This is a genomic window from Comamonas odontotermitis, from assembly GCF_014207855.1.
In the GTDB taxonomy this organism is placed as follows: domain Bacteria; phylum Pseudomonadota; class Gammaproteobacteria; order Burkholderiales; family Burkholderiaceae_C; genus Comamonas; species Comamonas odontotermitis_A.
Genome location: NZ_JACHKZ010000013.1, coordinates 33311 through 55652, shown reverse-complemented (window position 1 = coordinate 55652; position 22342 = coordinate 33311). Strand labels below are relative to the sequence as shown.

Genomic DNA, 22342 nt, shown 5'->3' with positions numbered 1-22342 from the left:
GTTGATAAGAGCTGTCTGAGTGCTTACTTGGTCAGCACGAAACCCTTGAGTTTGGCAAATGCGCCTTCCACCAGAGCCTTCTGCTGCTCTTGGTGCAGATGCGAATAACCCACGGCAGGCGATGCCGAAGCGGCACGGCCAGAGTAGCCCAGCTTTTGGCCGTCGAGCATGTTTTCGTGGATGTAATGCTGCACGAAGAACCATGCGCCCTGGTTTTGCGGCTCGTCCTGGCACCACACGATTTCCTTGGCGTTGCTGAACTTCTTGAGTTCGGCAGCGAAGGCCTTGTGGGGGAATGGATACAGCTGCTCCACGCGGATGATGGCCACATCGTTGGTGCCATCTTCGGCACGCTTCTTGACCAGGTCATAGTACACCTTGCCCGAGCAAGCGATCACTCGCTTGACCTTGTCGGCCTTGGCCACGACAGCCTCGTCGCGCTCACCAATGACGGTCTGGAAGCCACCGGAGGTGAACTCGGACACGGGCGATGTCGCATCCTTGTTACGCAGCAGCGACTTGGGCGTCATGATGATCAGCGGCTTGCGCAGCGGACGCACCATCTGGCGACGCAGCAGATGGAAGATCTGGCTGGCCGTGGTGGGTTGGGTGATCTGCATGTTCTGGTCTGCAGCCAGTTGCATAAAACGCTCCAGGCGTGCCGAGCTGTGCTCTGGGCCCTGGCCTTCATAACCGTGCGGCAGCATCAGCGTGAGGCCGTTGATGCGCCCCCACTTCACTTCACCCGAGGCAATGAACTGGTCGATGACCACTTGCGCGCCATTGGCGAAGTCGCCGAACTGCGCTTCCCAGATCACCAGGGTATTGGGGTCGTTCGATGCATAGCCGTATTCGAAGCCCAGCACTGCCTCTTCGGACAGGATGGAGTCGATGACCGTGAACGGAGCCTGGCTGTCAGCCACGTTCTGCAGAGGGATATAGGTACCTTCGTCCCACTTCTCGCGCTTTTGGTCGTGCACGACCGAGTGGCGATGGGTGAAGGTGCCACGGCCGCTGTCTTCGCCGGAGAGGCGGATCGGATAGCCCGATGCCACCAGCGAAGCGTAGGCCATGGTCTCACCCATGCCCCAGTCCACATTGATGTCGCCACGGCCCATGGCTGCGCGATCGTCGTACACCTTCTTGACCAGCTGGTGCGGATTGACCGACTCAGGCAAGGTCGTCACGCGCTCGGCCAGGCGCTTCCACTCGGCCAGAGGAATGGCGGTGTCTGCAGCATCGGTCCACTTCTTGTTCAGGAAGGGGCTCCAATCCACAGCGTACTGGCTCTTGAAGTTGGTGAGCACTGGATCGACCGTGTGCTTGCCCGCATCCATGGCAGCGCGGTAGGCCTTGACCATGTCGTCGCCCAGGGTTTCGCCCAGGCCTTGCGTGCCCAGCTTGTCGGCATACAGCTTGCGCGTACCAGGGTGCTGGGCAATCTTCTTGTACATCAGCGGCTGGGTCAGCGCCGGGGTGTCCTGCTCGTTGTGGCCCAGTTTGCGGTAGCAGATGATGTCCACCACGACGTCCTTGGAGAATTCCATGCGGAAATCCAAAGCCATCTGCATGGCCAGCGCCACTTCTTCCGGATCATCGCCGTTGACGTGCAGTACGGGCGACTCGATCATCTTGACGATGTCGGTGCAATACGTGGTCGAGCGCAGATCGCGCGGATCGGAGGTGGTGAAACCGATCTGGTTGTTGATGATGATGTGCACCGTGCCACCCGTGGTATAGCCACGGGTTTCGGACAGCGCCAGGGTTTCCTGGTTCACGCCCTGGCCAGCAAAGGCCGCATCACCGTGCACCAGCACGGGCAGCACTTGCTTGCCCTGAGGGTCGTTGCGGCGGTCCATGCGCGAGCGCACCGAGCCTTCGACCACGGGGTTCACGATTTCCAGGTGCGATGGATTGAAGGCCAGCGACAGGTGCACGGGGCCGCCTGCGGTGGTCACATCCGAGCTGAAACCCTGGTGGTACTTCACGTCACCGGCGGGCAGATCTTCAGGCGCGGTGTGGTCGAACTCAGCAAACAGGTCCTTGGGCATCTTGCCCAGGGTGTTGACCAGCACGTTCAGGCGACCACGGTGGGCCATGCCGATCACGATTTCCTGCACGCCCTTGATACCAGCGGCGTTGATCAGCTGATCCATCGCCACGATGAAGGATTCGCCGCCTTCCAGCGAGAAGCGCTTCTGGCCCACATACTTGGTATGCAGGAAACGCTCCAGGCCTTCGGCTGCGGTCAGGCGGTCAAGAATGCGCTTTTTCTGGTCGGCATTGAACGCAGGCTTGCTGCGGATGACTTCCAGGCGCTGCTGCCACCAACGCTTCTGGTTCTGGTCGGTGGCATACATGTATTCGGCGCCCAGGGTGCCGCAATAGGTTTCGCGCAGTGCATTGAGCAGATCGCGCAGGGTCATCGACTCCTTGCCAAAGAACGTGTTGCTGGTGTTGAACACGGTTTCCTGGTCGGCGTCGGTGAAGCCGTAAAAGGCGGGATCAAGCTCAGGGATCTCAGGGCGCTCCTGGCGCTTGAGCGGATCGAGATCGGCCCAGCGGGCGCCCACATTGCGGTAGGCGGCAATCAGCTGCTGCACAGCGGTGCGTTTGCGACCCAGTTCCGAATCGGCGCCGGAAGCGACGACCACCTTGGTGCCACCTTGTTTGGCACGTTCGGCAAAGGCGTTGATGACAGGGAGATGAGGAACGTCTTTGTGGTTGCTGCCGTCCGTTGCGGGGACATTTTGCAGTGCGTCAAAGTAAGCACGCCACGTATCGGGTACGCTGCCTGGGTTTTCCAGGTAGTTTTCGTACATTTCTTCTACGTAGGGCGCATTGCCGCCGAAAAGATAGGTATTGCCTTGGTAGGCTTGATACACAGAATTTGTATCGCTCATTTTCTCCGCTGACCTCCGCTTTCCTCTGGAAAGCATTAGCTGGTGCATATAAACAACCTTCCGCGACACGGCTGAACCGGTTGGCGGATGCGACTGTGGCTGGGAAGGGCCGAACGGGGGGTATTGTGCCACTTTCGGCCCATATCGTCCGGCCAGGGGTCAGGCGCACCAAGCATCTACTTTGGACGACGCTACGAACCCGCCAAGTCAGATACATTTGCGCTATCTAATTTTGGCGAAATGGCGATGCTCAATACCCGATCTCTTCACGACAAAGCATTTATCTTGCTGCTAATTGCCGTCACCATTGCGTTTTTTGCAGTGCTGTTCCCCTTCCAGGGGGCTGTATTCTGGGGGGTGATATTTGCTGTTGTGTTTACACCTCTACACAAAAAGATTGCGGCCAAATTCCCCAAATACCCGACTATCGCGGCCCTGATTACGCTGTCGCTGTGCCTTGTGCTGGTGATTCTGCCCCTCATTCTGCTGTCGATCTCGCTCGCCAAGGAGTCTGCAGCGATCTATGAGCGTGTGCATACCGGCCAGATGAATTTCGGCCAGTATTTCCAGCAGATCTACAACGCCCTGCCCCAGTGGCTGATTGATCTGCTGGCCCGCTTCAACCTCAATGACCCCAAGGTCATTCAGGAAAAGATCTCCGGCATTTCGGTACAGGCCAGCCAGTTCGTGGCGACCAAGGTGCTGGCCATCGGCCAGAACACCATGGGCTTTCTCGTGAGCTTCTGCATCATGCTGTACCTGCTGTTCTTCTTCCTGCGGGATGGCAAGGTGCTGGTGCGCAAGATCTACGCTGCTGTACCGCTGGACGATTCGCACAAGCAAAAGCTGGGCGCAAAGTTCATCACGGTGGTGCGCGCCACCGTCAAAGGCAACCTGGCCGTTGCGGCAACCCAGGGTGCGCTGGGCGGCATCATTTTCTGGATTCTGGACATTGACGGTGCCTTGCTGTGGGGCGTGGTGATGGCTTTCCTGTCACTGCTGCCTGCGGTGGGAGCTGCCATCGTGTGGGCGCCTGTCGCCATCTATTTCCTGGCAACCGGTGCAAATTGGCAAGGCATTGTGCTGGCCGCCTATGGCGCAGGTGTCATGGGCATGGTGGACAATATCCTGCGCCCCCTGCTGGTGGGCAAGGACACCAAGATGCCCGATTACCTGATTCTGATCTCTACCCTGGGCGGCCTGTCGCTGTTCGGGCTGACCGGATTTGTCATCGGCCCGCTGATTGCAGCCCTGTTCATCGCAGTGTGGGATCTGTTTGCACCGCAGGCCCAGATCGGCGTGCCCGCAGACAGCCTGGCGCCGCCCGACAACCAAAACTGATACGCCGCTTGAAAGCCTGGCATGCCATTTCATGATTTTGAACTTCGTAAACAAGAGTTCCTGGCCGAGTACGCCCAGCGCCTGCCAACGCTCAAGGCGGCAGCCGCTTCGTTCAACGCGCTGATCGAAGCCATTCTTCAGGGCTTGCCCGGCGTCAATATTGCCAAGATCGAATGCCGCGTCAAAAACGCTGAAGAGGCTGTGCGCAAGTTCAAGCGCAAATACCGCAATGCGCTGGAAGACCGCACCGAGAGCTACGCCATTGGCGACTACATCACCGACCTGATCGGCGTGCGTGTGGTGTGCCTGTACGAGGATGAGCCGCCTGCCATCATGGCCAAGGTGCGCGAATACTTCGACGTGATCGAGATCACCGACAAGACGGCCCCCATGGAGGATTCCGAATCCGATTTCGGCTACAAGGGCATCCACATGGATCTGCGCTTCAACAATGAGCAGGCGCAGCTCTCGGAACACAAGGCGTATGCCCAGCAAGCGTTCGAGCTGCAGATTCGCACCATCATCCAGGACTCGTGGAGCGAGCTGGACCACAAGATCAAATACAAGAAGTCGATTCCCACCAATCTCAAACGGCGCATCAACATCCTCTCTGCCCTGTTTGAGCTCGCGGACCGTGAGTTCCTACAGATCCGCAACGAAACCAACCAGGCCCTGGCGCTGTCGCGCGCAGACCCTGAGGACGAAGCCGACACTGCGCCTCCACCCCATCTGGATGGCAACGAGCCGCTCGACGCCTTTGGGTTTGTTGCTTTTGGACAACGCCATTTCCCCGGTTACGATTTCGATCCGCAGAAGGTGGAGTTCTTCATTGACGAACTGGTCAACGATTTCGGCGTGCGCCAGGCATCCTGGCTGTTTGCCGTGGTGCAAAAGCATATTTCCACGGCGCGCCACTACAAAGCCGATTTTCAGCACCGTTATCCCAGCAGCAGCTTCAACCCGTTCACGGTAATGCGCCACTGCCTCTATCTGGAGGACAAACAGCGTTTCCGCCGCAGCCTGCGCAACTCCGCCCGCGAGGCGTTCGAAGAGTGGCTGGAACTGCACCAGCCCACGCGGCGCACCGCTGCCTGAAAGCACCGTAACGACTGCCACCCTGGCACCCCAGGGTTGGCACCTACTCTCGTGCCAATCCATAGCTGGCAACAACATTTGTTTACACAAGAAGCACCACCCCACCCGTGTTTACGCTGAGAAATTTTGATTCTCGGCGTAACACGGTGCTGCTATATTGCGATGCAACATTAACGGAGTTTTGATGCTGTACCAACTCTACGAAACCCAGCGCGCCCTGATGGAGCCATTTGCCGAATACGCGCATGCAACATCCAAGATGTTGAGCAATCCCCTGTGGCCTGTCAGTCAGACCACCGCTGTTCAACGCGCTTCGGCGGGCTTTGACCTGCTCTACCGACTGGGCAAGGACTACGAAAAACCCGCATTCAACATCAACACCATCACCGCTGGTGACCACGACATTGCCGTGCACGAGCGTGTGGAGCTGACCAAGCCATTTTGCGAACTGCGCCGCTTCAAGCGCTTTTCAGACGATCCAGCCACCCTCACCGCCATGAAGGGGCAGCCAGCTGTGCTGATCGTGGCTCCGCTGTCGGGCCACTACGCCACCTTGCTGCGCGAGACGGTGCGCACCATGCTCGAAGGCCACAAGGTCTATATCACTGACTGGACCAATGCCCGCCTGGTGCCGCAGTCCTCCGGAGAGTTCCATCTGGATGACTATGTGAACTATGTGCAGGATTTCATCCGCCATATTCAGGAAATCTATGGCGCCTGCCATGTGGTGAGCGTCTGCCAGCCTACCGTACCCGTGCTTGCCGCCGTATCGCTGATGGCCAGCCGCGGAGAGCAGACGCCATTGTCGATGACGATGATGGGCGGCCCGATCGATGCGCGCCGCTCGCCCACCGCAGTCAACAACCTGGCCACCACGCACGATATCCAGTGGTTCGAAAACAATGTGATCTACCCGGTGCCTGCCAATTTCCCCGGTGCCGGCCGCAAGGTCTACCCTGGTTTCCTGCAGCACATGGGTTTTGTCAGCATGAACCCGGACCGCCATGCGATGAGCCACTACGACTACTTCAAAGACCTGCTCAAGGGCGATGAGGAAAGCGCAGAACACCACCGCCAGTTCTATGACGAGTACAACGCCGTGCTCGACATGGATGCCGCCTATTACCTGGAAACGCTCAAGACGGTGTTTCAGGACTTCGCCCTCGTCAAGGGCACCTGGCAGGTGCGCTCGCCCGAAGGCGTGGCAGAACTCGTGCGGCCGCAGGATATCCAGTACACCGCGCTGCTGACGGTGGAAGGCGAACTGGACGACATCTCCGGCTCCGGCCAGACCCAGGCTGCACACGACCTGTGTACCGGCCTCAAGGGATCGGGAAACCGCCACTTCGAGGTCAAGGGCGCCGGTCACTACGGCATCTTCAGCGGCAAGCGCTGGCGCAACATGGTCTATCCTGTGCTCAAGGACTTCATCCTGGCCCATAGTGAACTCCCCGCCAAGGCCCGCACGGTAAAATCCACGGTTTCCAAGCAGAGCAACTTGCAAACGGTGTGACCGATCCATTCCCTCCCCCCCAGCAGCCAGCCTCAGCGCTGGCTGTTTTCATTGATGCCATTGACCAGGCCCTGCCGCAGACCCAGTGCACGCGCTGCGGCTACCCTGATTGCCGCCGCTATGCCGAGGCCATTGCCGCCGGTGCAGCGGCCATCAACCAGTGCCCCCCCGGTGGAGAGGAAGGCATCGCGCGCCTGGCGGCCATCACTGGCCAGCCAGCGCTGCCACTCAACCCTGACAATGGTGTAGAGGCGCCGCGCGTGCTCGCCCGCATCGACGAAAACTGGTGTATCGGCTGCACCCTGTGCATCAAGGTCTGCCCCACCGACGCCATTCTGGGTGCCAACAAACGCATGCACACCATCATTGCCGAGGCCTGTACGGGTTGCGAGCTGTGCCTGCCCGTATGCCCCGTGGATTGCATTGAGCTGGACAATGCCAGCGCAGAGGCCACCGGCTGGGCAGCGTGGAGCCAGGAGCAGGCCGTCCAGGCACGAAAACGCTATCAAAAGCATAGTTTTCGGCGCTCATCCAATGTGCGCAAACCCGCAAAAAACCTTCAAACCTCACCTGCTCCCGCCAAAGACCGCCTGGTCGCCAGCAGCACACCGGCTGCAACCCCTATGCCGAGCAAGGTTACGAACGGCGGCACCACACCAGCGGCGGAGGCGACGCACCCAGACAAAAAGGCGATGATTGCCGCCATTCTGGCCAAGGCCAGGCAACAGCGCGGCGGCTCGAACCAGGCATAGCGGCCAAACGTCGCGCAGGCGGCACACAAAGCGGGCTTGGCTTGCCCGCGTACTGCGCCAAAGCCCTGGCCGCTGCGTGATAATGGTTCGCTTATGAACCCCTTGCTCCAGAAACTGCAGCCCTATCCGTTTGAGCGGCTGCGTCAGCTGTTTGCCGGCGTCACTCCACCGGCTGACATCCCCCCCATCAGCCTGGGTATCGGCGAGCCGCGCCATCCCACACCCGCCTTCATCAAGCAGGCGCTGGCCGACAATCTGGCCGGATTGGCCAGCTACCCCGCGACCGCCGGCACGCCCGCGCTGCGCGATGCGTTTGCGGCGTGGCTGAACACCCGCTATGGCCTGCAGGTGGATGGCCAGAAGCACACCCTGCCGGTCAATGGCAGCCGCGAGGCCCTGTTTGCGTTCACCCAGACCGTGGTGGACGCAAGCAAGCCCGACCCGATCGTGCTGTGCCCCAATCCGTTCTACCAGATCTACGAAGGCGCCACCCTGCTCGCCGGGGCCACCCCGTACTACGTTCCCAGCATTGCCGCGAAGAACTTTGCGGTGGATTGGGACAGCGTACCCGAGGCCATCTGGCAGCGCACGCAACTGATCTTTGTCTGCTCTCCGGGCAACCCCACGGGCGCGGTAATGCCATTGGAAGAGTGGAAGAAGCTGTTTGCGCTGTCGGACCGCTACGGTTTCGTGATTGCGTCGGACGAGTGCTACAGCGAAATCTACTTCCGTGACGAGCCACCGCTGGGCGGCATGGAGGCCGCGGCCAAGCTGGGCCGCACGGACTTCAAGCGGCTGATGTCCTTCACCAGCCTCTCCAAGCGCAGCAATGTACCTGGCCTGCGCAGCGGCTTTGTCGCAGGTGACGCCGATCTGATCAAATCCTTTGCGCTGTACCGCACCTACCAGGGTGGTGCCATGTGCCCATCGGTGCAAACCGCCAGCATTGCTGCCTGGGGCGACGAAGCCCACGTACACGACAACCGCGAACAATACCGCAGAAAGTTTGCCGAAGTGACGCCGCTCCTGTCTGGCGTGATGGATGTGCAGCTGCCCGATGCGAGCTTCTACCTGTGGGCTGGCGTGCCCGCACACATGGGCCTGTCGGATACCGAGTTCGCCCGCGAGCTGTATGCTCAATACAATGTGACGGTTCTGCCGGGCAGTTATCTGGCCCGCGACTTCAACGGTACCAACCCGGGCGCAGGGCGTGTGCGCATGGCACTGGTGGCAGAAACCGCCGAATGCCTGCAGGCAGCCCAACGCATCGTGCAATTCATTCAATCCTGGAAACAACGTTAAACCATGACGCAACAACTGCAAACCATCATCGAATCCGCCTGGGAAAACCGTACCACCTTGTCGCCTGCCTCGGCTCCCAAGGAAATCGTGGACGCCGTCGAATACGTGATCAACGCGCTGGACAAGGGCGAGCTGCGCGTGGCCACCCGTGAGGGCGTGGGCCAATGGACCGTGCACCAATGGATCAAGAAGGCCGTGCTGCTGTCCTTCCGCCTGAACGACAACGTGCTGATGCAGGCGGGTGCCCTGAATTTCTACGACAAGGTGCCCACCAAGTTCGCCAACATGAACGACATGGACATTGCCGCCACCGGCGTGCGCGTGGTGCCGCCCGCTGTGGCTCGCCGCGGCAGCTTCGTGGCCAAGGGTGCCATCCTGATGCCATCGTACGTGAACATTGGCGCCTACGTGGGCGAAGGCACCATGGTGGACACCTGGGCCACCGTGGGCTCCTGCGCGCAAGTGGGCAAGAACGTCCACCTCTCCGGCGGCGTGGGCCTGGGCGGCGTGCTCGAACCCCTGCAAGCCAACCCCACGATCATTGAAGACAACTGCTTCATCGGCGCCCGCTCCGAAATCGTGGAAGGCGTGATCGTCGAAGAAAACTCCGTGGTGTCGATGGGCGTGTACATCAGCCAATCCACCAAGATCTACAACCGCATGACTGGCGAAATCACCTATGGCCGCATCCCATCGGGCTCGGTGGTGGTGAGCGGCTCCATGCCATCGAAGGACGGCAGCCACAGCCTGTACTGCGCGGTGATCGTCAAGCAGGTGACGGCCGAGACGCGCGCCAAGACCAGCATCAACGACCTGCTGCGCGACTGAGCCGCACCCGCGCTGCTCCCCAAAAGCCCTGCCCTGCAGGGCTTTTTTCATTGCGGCAACCTGCGCAATACCAACCCTGGATGCGCATGCTCGATGCAGCATGCGCGCCACATTGCGTCATCTCAGAACAAGCCGTTACCGCTGCAACGCCTACAATCGGGCCGATAAACATCGGAGGGAACAGATATGGGAACCATGGAGCGAATCCTGCGCCTGATGGCCGAAAACAAGGCATCGGACGTCTACCTGTCGGCCAACGCGCCCGCGCTGGTCAAAATCCAGGGTGACTGCATTCCTCTCAACAACCAGGTCCTCACCCCCGACGCGCCCCGCACGCTGCTGGCCGAGATCGTGCCGCCCGAGCGCATCGAGGAGCTGGACGAGACCGGCGAGTTGAACATGGGCGTGCCGCTGGACGGCGTCGGGCGTTTCCGTGTCAGCGCCATGCACCAGCGCGGCAGCTGCGCCGTGGTGATCCGCTATGTACCCAAGGACATTCCCACGCTCGAAGAGTTGGAGCTGCCCGACATCTTTCAGGATCTGATCATGGCCAAGCGCGGCCTGGTGCTGTTTGTTGGCGCCACGGGCTCGGGCAAGAGCACCTCGCTCGCATCCATGATCGACCATCGCAATGCCAAGCAGACCGGCCACATCCTGACCGTGGAAGACCCGGTCGAATACCTGTTCACCAACCAGCGTTCCATCATCAACCAGCGTGAAGTCGGCAGCGACACTGCATCACTGCAGACCGCGCTCAAAAATGCGCTGCGCCAGGCGCCCGATGTGATCATGATCGGTGAAATCCGTGACCGCGAAACCATGTCGGCTGCCATTGCCTATGCCCAATCAGGCCACCTGTGCCTGGCGACCCTGCACGGCAACAACAGCTACCATGCGCTCAACCGTATCCTTAGCTTCTACCCCGTCGAAGTACGTCCCACCATGCTGGGCGATCTGGCATCGGCCCTGCGCGCCGTCATCTCGCAGCGCCTTGTCAAGACCGTATCGGGCAAGCGCACGGCAGCCGTGGAGGTGATGCTGAACACCAAGCTGGTGAGCGAGATGATCGAGCAAGGCGATTTCTCCGGCGTGCGCGAAGCCATGGAAAAATCGATGGCCGAAGGCTCTGTTACCTTTGAAGGTGCTCTGGCTGCCCTCATCAACAGCGGCAAGATCAGCCGCGAAGAAGGCCTGTCCAACTCCGACTCGCCCACCAACCTGATGTGGCGCCTGCAGAACGACTTCCAGATGGCCGCCAATGCAGCCAAGGCGCAGGTAGCGGCGCAGCAGGAAGTGGATGACACGGCATCGTTCACCGAAATCGTGCTTGATGTGAACCAAGAGTAAGATAGCGACCGCTGGCGGCCCTGGGCATGCCGGCGCCGCCCCTCATTTACTGACCATGCGGCCTGCGGGCCGCATTGTTTTATCCACCTCTGCCCTGCTGCATTGCACCTTCCGATATGTCCCGTACCCTGCAATTGACCGAGCAACTGATCGCCCGCCCCTCAGTGACGCCCCTGGATGAAGGCTGCCTGGAAATGATCGCAGGCCTGCTCTCGCCGCTTGGCTTTGTGTGCGAGCGCATGGACAGCGGCCCTGCCGACTTTCGCGTGAGCAACCTCTGGGCCTTGCGCAACAGCGGCGTGGCGAGTGCCAAGACGGTGGTCCTCGTGGGCCATACCGATGTCGTCCCCACCGGGCCGATGGAGCAGTGGAATTCCCACCCCTTCACCCCTTCGCACCGCGACGGCAAGCTGTATGGCCGTGGCGCCAGCGACATGAAGACCTCCGTCGCCGCCTTTGTGGTGGCTGCCGAGGAGTTCGTTGCGCAGCATCCGCATGCCCCGTTGAACATCGCCATTTTGCTGACCAGCGACGAAGAAGGCCCCAGCGTGGATGGCACGGCCATCGTGGTGGAAGCGCTCAAAAAGCGTGGCCAGGCACTCGATTACTGCGTGGTGGGCGAGCCCACAGCAGTCAGCCGACTGGGTGACATGATCAAGAACGGCCGCCGCGGCAGCCTGACCGGCAAGCTCACCGTGCATGGCGTCCAAGGCCATATCGCCTACCCGCAGCTGGCACGCAACCCCATCCACCAGGCGCTGGCCGCGCTGGACGAGCTGGCCAAAACGGTATGGGACGAGGGCAATGCCTTCTTTCCGCCCACGAGCTTTCAGATGAGCAATATCCACGCTGGTACCGGCGCGGGCAACGTCATCCCAGGCCAGATGGTGGTGGATTTCAATTTCCGCTTCTGTACGGAATCCACCGCCGAGAGCCTCAAGGCTCGCGTCAAATCCACCCTGGAGCGCCACGCGCTCGAATACGACCTGAAGTGGACGCTGGGTGGCAAACCCTTCCTGACGACGCCGGGCCCCTTGGTGGCGGCCGTGCAGCAGGCGGTGCGCGACGAAATGGGTATCGAGACCGAACTCTCGACCACCGGCGGCACCAGCGATGGCCGATTCATTGCCGAAATCTGCCCTGAAATTATTGAGATCGGCCCGCCCAATGCATCCATCCACAAGATCGATGAGCACGTTGCCTTGGCCGACATCGAGCCGCTCAAGAACATCTACCGCCGCATTCTGGAAAACCTGAGCAAGTAAATCACTTTGACGAATGGACAAGCCGCGGCCGATAGCCGCAGCTTGCTGTCGCATGCGGCTCCGGGGCCTACAATCGCCTTTACATTTGCTCACCTCGTTTCTGCCATGACCACCATCCGCACCCTGATTGACGACAGCGCAGCCGCACTCACCGCCGCCGTGGTGCACTTTGGCCATGGCACTACCAATGCCCAGGATGAAGCGGCCTGGCTGGTGCTGTGGGCCCTGGGCCTGCCGATGGATGTGAACAGCAGCACCGAGGGCGAAGATGCCGTGGGCGCGCGGCCCGTCAGCGATGCCGACCGTGCCAAGGTACAAGCCCTGGTGGAGCAGCGCATCACCACCCGCAAACCCGCCGCATACCTGACGCAGCAGGCCTGGCTGCAGGGCGTGCCCTTCTATATTGATGAGCGCTCCATCGTGCCGCGCAGCCTGATTGCCGAGTTGCTGGCCGACGGTAGCATTGACGAATGGCTGAGCACCACGACCCATAACGTGCTCGATCTGTGCACCGGCAATGGCAGCCTCGCCTGCCTGGCGGCCATGGCCTACCCCGATGTGGCCGTGACTGGCGCCGACCTCTCGCCCGATGCCCTGGCGGTAGCCCGCATCAATGTCGAAAAGCATGGCCTGCAGAACCGTGTCACCCTCGTGCAGTCCAACGGCATGGCACAGGCGCGCGGCCCCTGGGATCTGATTCTGTGCAACCCGCCCTATGTGAACGCCGACAGCATGGCGCGCCTGCCACTCGAATACCGCGCCGAGCCTGTGATGGCACTGGCCGGCGGCAAGGACGGCATGGATTTTGTGCGTCTGCTGGTACGCGATCTGCCCCAGCGCCTGACGGAAGATGGCGTGCTGGTGCTGGAGATCGGCAATGAACGCGAGCATTTTGAAGCCGCCTTCCGCGGTCTGCCCGTCTTTTGGATGAACACCAGCGCCGGCGACGACCAGGTACTGCTGTTGACGCGCGATGCGCTCGTGCATTGGATGCATGAGCAACCAACACAATTCTAAAGATTGGGTTCTCTCAATTGCTATCTGTTAGATAGCAATTAGCGTTTATCCACCAAGCGCAATCATCGGTTTTCTTCAAAATTAGCAGGACGACGAGAGCGATGGGCTGCTAATAAGCCAGCACCTTGCAGGCCAGCTTGCTGATGGGCCCGCGCAGATAGCCCTCCAGCCTGGGCGGCAGCAGCAAGGGTTTGAGCAGCATGCGCACCGCCATGTCGGCTGGCAGGCCGGTGCTTATGAGGTGGTAGATGCGCTGGGCCACGTCCTCGAACCGACGCTCCGGCGTGCAGAAAAGCGCCCCCTTGTGCGCAAACACGTGGCGCAGCGCCACATCCGAATCGCTCTCGCGCAACTCTTTCAGACGGCTGTACAAGGCACCGGCAATGCGTGCGCGGCCAATCGGCGCCTGTTGCTGCAAGGTCTTGAAATAGCTCAGAAAGTGCTTGAAGTGCCCCACCTCATCGTTGCGGATGTGGCCGAGCAACTGCGTCAGCACTGGCTCATGGCTGAGCTCCCGCAGGGTATGGTAGTAAGCCGTGGTGCCGGTTTCCACCACGCAACGCGCCACCATCTCCAGCCGCCGGTCACTGAACAGCTCTTCCACCGTGCACAACTGCGAATACTCGGCAAAAAAGCTGTCATAGGCCTGCTGCCACGGAAAGCTGGGCCACACGGTTTCCACATAGCGGCGCAGCGAAGCACCGTGCTGCAGCTCTTCGTGCTCCCACTCCTGCACCAGCCAGTCGCTGATCTGCGGATACTGCGCGTAATGCTCGCCCAGGTTGGCCGCATAGGTGTCCGAGCCCGTCTCGACGAATGAAGCACTCATCAACAGATAGAACAGGTCTTCATTGCCTTCGATGGCGGCCCGGTCTATGCGGTGATAGGGAATATCGTCGATCTTCCAGTGGCCGCGCGGCTGCGCGGTGTAGTGCCCGGTAGTGCCTTGCGGAACCCGGTTTGGCGATGTTGTCGCTGTCATGGCGCTTTCCTTGTCTTGACCCAGGGCTGCAGTCCCTGTCTGTCAAGCCACAGCCCGTGTGTGACTGCAGTATGACCAGTGCATGTCCACTGAATGACGGCAATGCTGTGAATCATCTTAACGATTGCATCTCCACGCAACAATCCATCTCCCGACGGATGGCGGCAATGGCCTACAAACTCAGGGCCTGCACGCCGTTCACCGGCCCCGGTTGGCCAACATGCACTTGCAGCCGTAGCGATTTGCCACAGATAGGGCGCTGCAGGCTTGCGCCTCCCTCCCATAGAGGCCCCGCAGCGTACTTGAGCGGTGCGGCGCGGCGATAATCCACCCCAGTCATGATTACGCTGAAAAACATTACGCTGCGCCGCGGCACCAAGGTTCTGCTCGACCAGGTCAACGCCACCATCAACCCCGGAGAGTCTGTGGGCCTTGTAGGCCGCAATGGGGCGGGCAAATCCACACTGTTTGCGCTGCTGAACGACTCGCTGTCCGAGGACGCGGGCGATTTCTACATTCCTGCGCAATGGCGCATGGCCCAGGTGGCCCAGCACATGCCCGAAACCACCGAGTCAGCCACCCAGTTCGTGCTGGACGGCGATACGCGCCTGGCAGAGGTGAATGCACAACTGCTGGCCGCCGAAGAGGCCGGCGACGGCATGGCCATCGCGCAGGCCCACGCCGATCTGCACGATGCCGGTGCACACGACGCCACGGCTCGCGCGCAAGCGTTGATCCTGGGCCTGGGATTCAAGGTCTCGGAGCTGGACCAACCCGTCAACAGCTTCTCGGGCGGCTGGCGCATGCGCCTGCAGCTGGCCCGCGCGCTGATGTGCCCCAGCGACCTGCTGCTGCTCGACGAACCCACCAACCACCTGGACCTGGACGCCCTGGTCTGGCTGGAAGCCTGGCTCAAACGCTACCCCGGCACGCTGATCACCATCAGCCACGACCGCGAATTTCTCGACGCCATCACCAATGTCACGCTGCATATCGAAAATGCGCGGCTGACTCGTTACGGCGGCAACTACAGCAAGTTTGAAGAACTGCAGGCCCAGCAGCTGGAACTGCAGCAATCGGCATTCGAGCGCCAGCAGGACAAGATTGCCCACCTGCAGAAGTTCATCGACCGCTTCAAGGCCAAGGCCACCAAGGCCAAGCAGGCGCAAAGCCGCATGAAGCAGATCGAGCGCATGGAAAAGGTGGCTCCGGTGCTGGCCGCAGCAGAATTCACCTTTGAATTCAAGGAACCCGCCAACCTGCCCAACCCCATGTTGGCCATCACCGATGCCGCCTTCGGCTACACCGACGAGCAGGATCAGGACACCGTGATTCTGCGGGATGTGAACCGCTCCGTGCTCGCCGGGCAGCGCATCGGCATCCTGGGCGCCAACGGCCAGGGCAAATCGACGCTGGTCAAGACCATCGCCCGCGAAATGAAGGCACTCGCCGGCAAGGTGACCGAGGGCAAGGGCCTGAATATCGGCTACTTTGCCCAGCAGGAGCTGGATGTGCTGCGCCCCGAGGAAAATCCGCTGGAGCACATGATCCGTCTGGCCAAGGAGATCGGCGCAGAAGGCAACAGTGCGCGCGAACAGGATCTGCGCAACTATCTGGGCACCTTCAATTTCAGCGGCGACATGGTCAAGCAGGCCGTGGGCAGCATGAGCGGCGGAGAAAAAGCCCGCCTGGTGCTGGCCATGATCGTGTGGCAGCGCCCCAACCTGCTGCTTCTCGACGAGCCGACCAACCACCTGGATCTGGCAACGCGCGAAGCCCTGGCCATGGCCATCAACGACTTCGATGGCACCGTCATGCTTGTCTCCCACGACCGGCACCTGCTGCGCGCGGTCTGCGAAGACTTCTGGCTGGTGGGCCGCGGCAAGGTCGGCCCGTTTGATGGCGACCTGGACGACTACCAACGCTACCTGCTCGACGAATCGAAACGCCTGCGCGAAGAGGCCCGGCTGGCAGATCAGGACGCACGCGGCCAGAATTCTGAGAAAAGCGAACCTTCCGCACCTGCTCAGCAGCCGCTGGACGCTCTGAAACAAGTAGCAACCAAGCCTGCTGCGCCTCGAACAGAAGCCAGCTTCGATCCCAAGGAGGCCCGCCGCCAGGCCGCAGCCGCGCGCCAGCAGCTGGCCGACAAGACCAAGCCCTTCAAGAAAGAGCTGGAGCAGATCGACAAAAAGCTCCCGCAGCTTGCCGCCGAGCGCAGCGCGCTGGAAGAAAAACTGGCCACGCCCGGCCTGTCCGGCCCCGACGTGGTGGAAGCAGGCAAGCAGCTTGCTGCCGTCAACAACAGCATCGAGCAACTGGAAGAGCGCTGGCTGGAGCTGTTCGAGCAGATCGAAGCCATTGCCCAGGAGCTGGGCGCGACAGCCTGATCTCCCGCATTGCCACCAAAAGCGTCAACCCACCCCAGGAACACCGCATGCAACGCACGATTCGCAGCAAGGAATTCATCGCCGAGCGCGCCTGGGGAGCGCTGGATATCGCCAACATAGGAGGCGCCAGCGTGCGCCTGCACTGGACGGACCAGCCCTACATCTGGCACATCAATGACGGAGAGGAAGTGTTCGCGGTCATGGACGGCACAGTGGTCATGCACTACCGCGAGGCCGGTGTTGAAAAACATGCCACCTTGCACAGCGGCGACATCTTCCACGCCGGTATTGGCTGCGAGCATGTGGCGCATCCGCAGGGCGCGGCGCGAATTCTGGTGATTGAGAAGGCGGGCAGCGTGTAGCGTCGGACACACGGTAGCACGGTGGTACGGCAGCTTTGGCTGCGCCCCGCTACACTGAGCTCCCCCCACTGTATTAAGCTGCCATGCACGAAGACCCACCACGCGACACAGCAGAGCGCAATGTTCGCATGGGTTGCGGTACCTTGCTGGGGCTGTTTATCGCCGGCTTGATCGGCTTTCAGACCTATCCCAGTTGGACGTCATGGGCCATGATTTGCATCGTCAGCGTCGTCATCTGCGCCTGGCTTGCCGTGCGCTTTGGTGATGGCTTCTGGTACAAAGCGCTTGAGCTATTGCGCTGGTGGTAGCACGCGCTTCCGCCACGGGTGCGCTCCAGGAGTGCGCCAGTTACTCCTTTTCCTGCAGCAAACGCCACATCACCTTGCCGCTGCCGCTCTTGGGCAGTTGATCAACCAGCTGCACGATGCGCGGCGCCTTGTACACCGCCATGTGCTCGTGGCACCAGGCGATGATGTCCTGCTCGCTCACCTGCCCCTGGTGCGAAGGGCGCAGCACCACCACGGCCTTCACGGTCTCGCCCCGGTACGGGTCTTTGGCGGAGATCACGCAGGCCTCCAGAATGGCGGGGTGGCGGTACATCAGGCTCTCCACCTCGGCAGGCCACACCTTGTAGCCGCTGGCGTTGATCATGCGTTTCAAGCGGTCGGTCAGGAAAAAGTAGCCATCCTCATCGCGGTATCCCAGATCTCCGGTGCGAAAAAAGCGCTCGCCGCCCACCCGCACAAAGCTGGTCTCCGTTGCGCCGGGCTGCTTCCAGTAGCCCTGCAACACCTGCGGGCCGCGCACCACAATCTCGCCCACCTCGCCGGGAGGCAGCTCCTGCAGGGTGTCGGGGTCGATCACCTTGGACTGCATGCCGATGTGCGGCACGCCCAGGCATTGCTGCTTGGGATGCTCGTAGGGATTGGCGTGCGAGGCCCCACAGGTCTCGGTCATGCCATAGCCTTCGATGTAATCGAGCCCCCACAGATCCTTGATGCGCTGGGCCACCGGCTGCGGCATGGCGGCGCCCCCACCACCCATGTAGACGAGGCTGCGCATATCCACCTGCGCCAGCTGGGGGCTCGCCAGCAGATCCACCACCATGGTCGGAATATTGGCCCAGTGCGTCACACGCCAGCGCACCATCAGGCACGCAGCCAGGTGGCGGTCCCAGCGCGGCATGATGACCAGGGTTGCCGCCGCGGCGATCAGCACATGCATGATCGATACCATGCCGGTGATGTGGAACATGGGCGCCACCACCAGATTGACGCTTTCGCTGCTTTGCCGCCCCCACAGCAGGCCCGCCTGTACCGCGTGCTGGATGTGGCTGTGCGCATGGATGCACCCCTTGGGCTTGCCTGTAGTGCCGCTGGTGTAGGGCAGGATCGCCATGTCGGCGGCACCCACGCAGATGGGCGGCGGCGCCTCGGTGCACTGCAGGGCCTGCTGCCACGATGCCACCGAGGCTCCGGGCAGCAAGCTGGCATCCGGAAATGCATGCTCGCCCAGCAGCCAGGCCGCCCAGGCCTGCGGAAAACCGCTCTGCTGCTGCACCTGGGATGGCATGGCATCGGCAAAGCGGGTGACAAGAAGGTGGCGCAGCGGCTCTGTCCCAGGCATCTGGCTCACCTGGTAGTTGGCCTTTGCCAGCGTGCCCGCCAGATCGGCGGTGGTGATGGCCACGCGCGCATCCGCGTCGGTGATGTAGTGCGCCAGCTCATCGGCCGTATTCATGGGATTGACGGGCACCACCACCGCATTGGCTCGCAGAATGGCGTAGTGCGCCAGCACCAGTTGCGGGCAGTTCTGCATCAGCAGGATCACGCGGTCGCCCCGCTGCACACCCTGCGCATGCAGGTGCGCCGCCAGCCGTTCGGTGATCTGCTCCATCTGCCGGTAGGTGATGATCTGCTCGAAAAACACCAGGGCCGCATGATCGGGGTAGCGCCGCGCGTTGACCGCCAGGTTGTCCCATACCGAAGTCTGCGGCACCGTCAGCCGCGTGGGCAGGCGCCCCGGCCAGTAGCGCGTGGGCGCGGGCGGCGGCAAAGCATGCGCGGGGGACAGGGCGGCGAAGGAAGCAGTCATGGCGCAATCCGGTACAATCAATATCTGCACCAGTATCGCCAACCGCCGTGCCCAACAGGGGTCGCCTGCGGGACGACAAGGTGCCGCCGCCCCTGCCCGGTTAAAACCCGATGGCTCCAGCCTGTGACCGCACCCATTGCAGCACGGGCTGCCATTGCTGTGCCGTGCATTGCAACGCAGCAAACTGCGGGTGGCTTTCGTCCTCCTCGCGGTATGCCCGGTCTGCCATCACCGCGTCCTGCCACATCTGCGCCTGCTGCTCTACCTGCGCGCGCTGAAACTTCGCCAGCAAACCACTCGGGCACTCGCACAGGGCGTAGTGGTAGGGGTTGTCTCCATGGCGCCAAAAGCGCCATTGCAACCGCAGCGCATCGCGCGTGACTGCCCTGCCCCGCAGCCGCTGCCAGTGGTGAAAGGCCTCGTGCATCAGCCAGCCGGTGATCATTGGCTGGTCCAGCCGCAAGGCCTCGCGTGGATTGTCACCTTCAAAACAATACCGAGGAAACGACAGAAAGCCGCCATTGAAGGACAAGGCGCGCCGCGTATCGCCCAGCCTCCGCAAATGCACACGCATGCGGCGCCAGCGGGGGTCGGCGGGCTCGCCAAAATATTGCGCGAGCAAAGCCCATTCCGCCGCGCACAAGGGGCGCGACCAGAAAAGCGCCCGGCGGCAACCTGACACGAGAGATTCCATCTTCACGCCGGTGATTGTGGCATCGCCCGCAGTTCCGCAACGCCCTGGCACAGACACATTCTGCATATGTGCCGACGCACCCCCCTACCGGATGCGCGTGGACATGGCCGTGCCCACCATCGCGCCACCTTAGAACGTGTTTACGATCTCCTCGCGCCGCGACAGTGGCTTTGCGGGGCACCCGGCTAGGGATGGGATGCGAGGGGCGCGCCTAGCGGAGCAGTGCGCAGCCAATAGCCAGTTATTGGCAAGCGCTGCAACAACGCAGACCGCCCCTAGCCGGGCGCCCGCAAACCCACTGTCCCTCCGGGTTGGAGTGAAATCGGGCGATTTCTGCGTGCTGGCCCTTGCTTGCACCCCGGTGCAAGCTGCGGCCCAGCACTTCGAACTCATCCCGATTGCACTCCAACGCGGCTGCGTAGAGATCGTAAACAGGTTCTTAGGGTGCATTGCCGCACTTTCTGCCCCGTTTGGTGCATGGCCACTTGCTGGTTAACACCGATTCTCTTTGCACCAATAAATTGGATACTGAATACATTAATAGCAAAACATCTATTTACATATCAGCGATTCAGGCACGATATTTGCGTAGCACTGGCCAGTTATCCCTTCCGCATCACGATATTTGTATACAAGGAGTGTGACATGAGCTTGAGATCCCCACGCCGCCGCTTTCACCAAACCCTGCTTGCTGCCACGCTGGCCGCCTGCAGCCTGCTCCCACTGAGCGCGGCACAGGCCCAAACCGTGCACAAGGTGCGCTATGAGGAAGTGGTGCGATCCGTTCTGTATGTACCCATGTATGCCGGTCTGAAAAAAGGCATCTTCAAGGACGAGGGGATCGAGCTGACAATGAAAACCTCGCAGGGCACGGACAAGGGCATGGCGGCCCTGCTCTCGGGCAGCGCCGATATCGTGCTGATCGGGCCCGAGGCCTCCATCTATGTCGCCAACAGCGAATCGCCGGTCAAGCCCGTCGTGTTTGCGGGGCTCACGGCCACCGACGGCTTCCTGCTGATGGGCCGCAAGCCCGATCCGGCCTTTGACTGGAACAAGCTCAAGGGCAGCAAGATCATGTCCTTCCGCCCCGGCTCCAACCCCGACATCTTTTTGGAAGCCGCGCTGCGCAAGAAGGGGCTCGACCCGAAAAAGGACGTCAAGCTCGTGAACAACATCGGCCCTGCTGCCCGCACCGGCGCCTGGCTCGCCGGGCAGAACGACTACGCCACCTTCCTGGAGCCCGAGGCCAGCACGCTGGAGAAAGAAGGCAAGGCCTTCCCGCTTGGCTCGGTCGGCAAGGAAGCCGGCATGGTCGACTACACGGTCTTCACCACCACCGACACCTACCTGAAGAAGAACCGCGCCGCCGTTCAGGCCTGGACGCAGGCCGTGGCCAAGGCGCAGAAATACACCGCCGCTGCACCCGCTGCCGAACTGGCCGATCTGGTGGGCGAGTACTTCACCGGCGTGAGCAAGCCCGAGTTGACCAGCGCCATCGAGCGCTACCAGACGCTGAACCTCTGGAAGAAGACGCCTCTGGTTGAAAAGGAAGCCATGGACAAGCTGCAGGACATGCTGGTGCAGGGCGGCGTGCTGGAGGCATCGAAGAAAGTGGACTACGCCCGGTTCGTAGACATGAGCCTGGTGCAAAAGTGAGGATGGCGCCATGAACAGCCCTTACCGCATCCATGTCGACAACGTATCGCTGCGCTACTTCACCCTACAAGGCGAGACGCAGGCGCTGCAGAACATCAACCTCTCGGTCAAGCCGGGGGAATTCATCAGCCTGATCGGCCAATCGGGCTGCGGCAAGAGCACGCTGCTGTCCATTCTGGCGGGCATACTGCCCCCGTCCAGTGGCAACGTGTTCGTCGATGGCAGCGCCATCGTCGGCCCCAACCCGCGCATCGGCTACATGCTGCAGCAGGATTACCTGTTTGAATGGCGCACCATCCTGGAAAACACCTTGCTGGGCGCACAAATTCAGAACAAGGACATGGCGGCAGCAGAAAAACGCGCCATCGGCCTGCTGCAGAAGTGCGGCATGGGTGACTACCTGCACCACTACCCGCGCCAGCTCTCGGGCGGCATGCGCCAGCGCGTGGCACTGGCGCGCACCCTGGTCACCAACCCGGATGTGGTGCTGCTGGACGAGCCGTTTTCCGCACTCGACTCGCAGACCCGCCTGTCGATTGCAGACGAAGTGGTGGATGTGCTGCGCGACGAGGGCAAGTCCGTCATCCTGGTCACCCACGACATTGGCGAGGCCATTGCGATGACCGACCGAGTCATCGTTCTGTCGCGCCGCCCCGGTCGCATCAAATCGGTGCACCACATGGATTTTCCATCGACCGGCGGCAAGCGCCCGACCCCGTTCGAGGCACGCGGCTGCCCCGAGTTCAACGACTACTTCAACGTACTGTGGGATGAAATCGACGCCCACGTGGAAGGCTGAAC

The 22342-nt window shown here is 61.4% G+C and carries 18 protein-coding genes; 14 read left to right on the top strand and 4 right to left on the bottom strand.

Features of this window, described 5'->3' with window-relative positions:
* Nucleotides 1-23: 23 nt before the first annotated feature.
* Nucleotides 24-2903, bottom strand: coding sequence for a 2-oxoglutarate dehydrogenase E1 component (locus HNP33_RS11710; RefSeq protein WP_184708619.1), 2880 nt, complete (start codon nt 2901-2903; stop codon nt 24-26).
* A 246-nt stretch (nt 2904-3149) separates the two neighbouring features.
* On the opposite strand from HNP33_RS11710, the gene HNP33_RS11705 reads away from it, so the two are divergent.
* From HNP33_RS11705 to prmB, 9 genes are all read left to right on the top strand, one after another.
* Complete coding sequence (locus HNP33_RS11705) at nt 3150-4244, top strand: AI-2E family transporter (RefSeq protein ID WP_184708621.1); 1095 nt, start codon at nt 3150-3152, stop codon at nt 4242-4244.
* A gap of 21 nt (nt 4245-4265) precedes the next feature.
* Complete coding sequence (locus tag HNP33_RS11700; RefSeq protein ID WP_184708623.1) at nt 4266-5339, top strand: GTP pyrophosphokinase; 1074 nt, start codon at nt 4266-4268, stop codon at nt 5337-5339.
* A 184-nt stretch (nt 5340-5523) separates the two neighbouring features.
* Nucleotides 5524-6852 carry a polyhydroxyalkanoate depolymerase gene (locus HNP33_RS11695; protein ID WP_184708625.1) on the top strand — a complete coding sequence of 443 codons (1329 nt, stop codon included), beginning with the start codon at nt 5524-5526 and terminating at the stop codon, nt 6850-6852.
* A 38-nt stretch (nt 6853-6890) separates the two neighbouring features.
* Nucleotides 6891-7604 carry an electron transport complex subunit RsxB gene (gene rsxB, locus HNP33_RS11690; RefSeq protein WP_184708700.1) on the top strand — a complete coding sequence of 238 codons (714 nt, stop codon included), beginning with the start codon at nt 6891-6893 and terminating at the stop codon, nt 7602-7604.
* A 93-nt stretch (nt 7605-7697) separates the two neighbouring features.
* Nucleotides 7698-8906: a succinyldiaminopimelate transaminase gene (gene dapC, locus HNP33_RS11685; protein WP_184708627.1), complete on the top strand. Its 1209-nt coding sequence runs from the start codon at nt 7698-7700 to the stop codon at nt 8904-8906.
* 3 nt (nt 8907-8909) lie between these two features.
* Nucleotides 8910-9734: a 2,3,4,5-tetrahydropyridine-2,6-dicarboxylate N-succinyltransferase gene (dapD, locus tag HNP33_RS11680; RefSeq protein WP_184708630.1), complete on the top strand. Its 825-nt coding sequence runs from the start codon at nt 8910-8912 to the stop codon at nt 9732-9734.
* Between the two features lie 186 nt (nt 9735-9920).
* A complete protein-coding gene (locus HNP33_RS11675) occupies nt 9921-11081 on the top strand; it encodes a PilT/PilU family type 4a pilus ATPase (RefSeq protein ID WP_184708632.1) in 1161 nt (386 codons plus the stop codon).
* Between the two features lie 116 nt (nt 11082-11197).
* Complete coding sequence (gene dapE / locus HNP33_RS11670) at nt 11198-12346, top strand: succinyl-diaminopimelate desuccinylase (RefSeq protein WP_184708634.1); 1149 nt, start codon at nt 11198-11200, stop codon at nt 12344-12346.
* Between the two features lie 105 nt (nt 12347-12451).
* A complete protein-coding gene (prmB, locus tag HNP33_RS11665; RefSeq protein ID WP_184708636.1) occupies nt 12452-13363 on the top strand; it encodes a 50S ribosomal protein L3 N(5)-glutamine methyltransferase in 912 nt (303 codons plus the stop codon).
* Nucleotides 13364-13472: 109 nt separating this feature from the next.
* Here prmB and HNP33_RS11660 read toward each other — a convergent pair whose 3' ends face one another.
* Nucleotides 13473-14345: a ferritin-like domain-containing protein gene (locus HNP33_RS11660; protein ID WP_233464497.1), complete on the bottom strand. Its 873-nt coding sequence runs from the start codon at nt 14343-14345 to the stop codon at nt 13473-13475.
* Nucleotides 14346-14683: 338 nt separating this feature from the next.
* Between HNP33_RS11660 and HNP33_RS11655 the strand changes: the two genes are divergently transcribed.
* From HNP33_RS11655 to HNP33_RS11645, 3 genes are all read left to right on the top strand, one after another.
* Nucleotides 14684-16735 carry an ABC-F family ATP-binding cassette domain-containing protein gene (locus HNP33_RS11655; protein WP_184708638.1) on the top strand — a complete coding sequence of 684 codons (2052 nt, stop codon included), beginning with the start codon at nt 14684-14686 and terminating at the stop codon, nt 16733-16735.
* Nucleotides 16736-16782: 47 nt separating this feature from the next.
* Nucleotides 16783-17097: a cupin gene (locus HNP33_RS11650; protein WP_184708640.1), complete on the top strand. Its 315-nt coding sequence runs from the start codon at nt 16783-16785 to the stop codon at nt 17095-17097.
* An 83-nt stretch (nt 17098-17180) separates the two neighbouring features.
* Nucleotides 17181-17405, top strand: coding sequence for a hypothetical protein (locus HNP33_RS11645; protein WP_184708642.1), 225 nt, complete (start codon nt 17181-17183; stop codon nt 17403-17405).
* Between the two features lie 40 nt (nt 17406-17445).
* Here HNP33_RS11645 and HNP33_RS11640 read toward each other — a convergent pair whose 3' ends face one another.
* Nucleotides 17446-19191 (bottom strand): long-chain fatty acid--CoA ligase, encoded by a 1746-nt coding sequence (locus HNP33_RS11640; RefSeq protein ID WP_184708644.1) that lies wholly within the window; start codon nt 19189-19191, stop codon nt 17446-17448.
* A 100-nt stretch (nt 19192-19291) separates the two neighbouring features.
* On the bottom strand, nt 19292-19813 hold the full coding sequence (locus tag HNP33_RS11635; protein ID WP_184749458.1) for a hypothetical protein: 522 nt from the start codon (nt 19811-19813) through the stop codon (nt 19292-19294).
* A 717-nt stretch (nt 19814-20530) separates the two neighbouring features.
* On the opposite strand from HNP33_RS11635, the gene HNP33_RS11630 reads away from it, so the two are divergent.
* Both HNP33_RS11630 and HNP33_RS11625 read left to right on the top strand, forming a co-directional pair.
* Nucleotides 20531-21541 (top strand): ABC transporter substrate-binding protein, encoded by a 1011-nt coding sequence (locus HNP33_RS11630; protein ID WP_221452057.1) that lies wholly within the window; start codon nt 20531-20533, stop codon nt 21539-21541.
* Between the two features lie 10 nt (nt 21542-21551).
* The gene (locus HNP33_RS11625) at nt 21552-22340 is read left to right on the top strand and encodes an ABC transporter ATP-binding protein (RefSeq protein WP_184708648.1); all 789 of its coding nucleotides are present in this window, start codon (nt 21552-21554) and stop codon (nt 22338-22340) included.
* Nucleotides 22341-22342 lie beyond the last annotated feature (2 nt).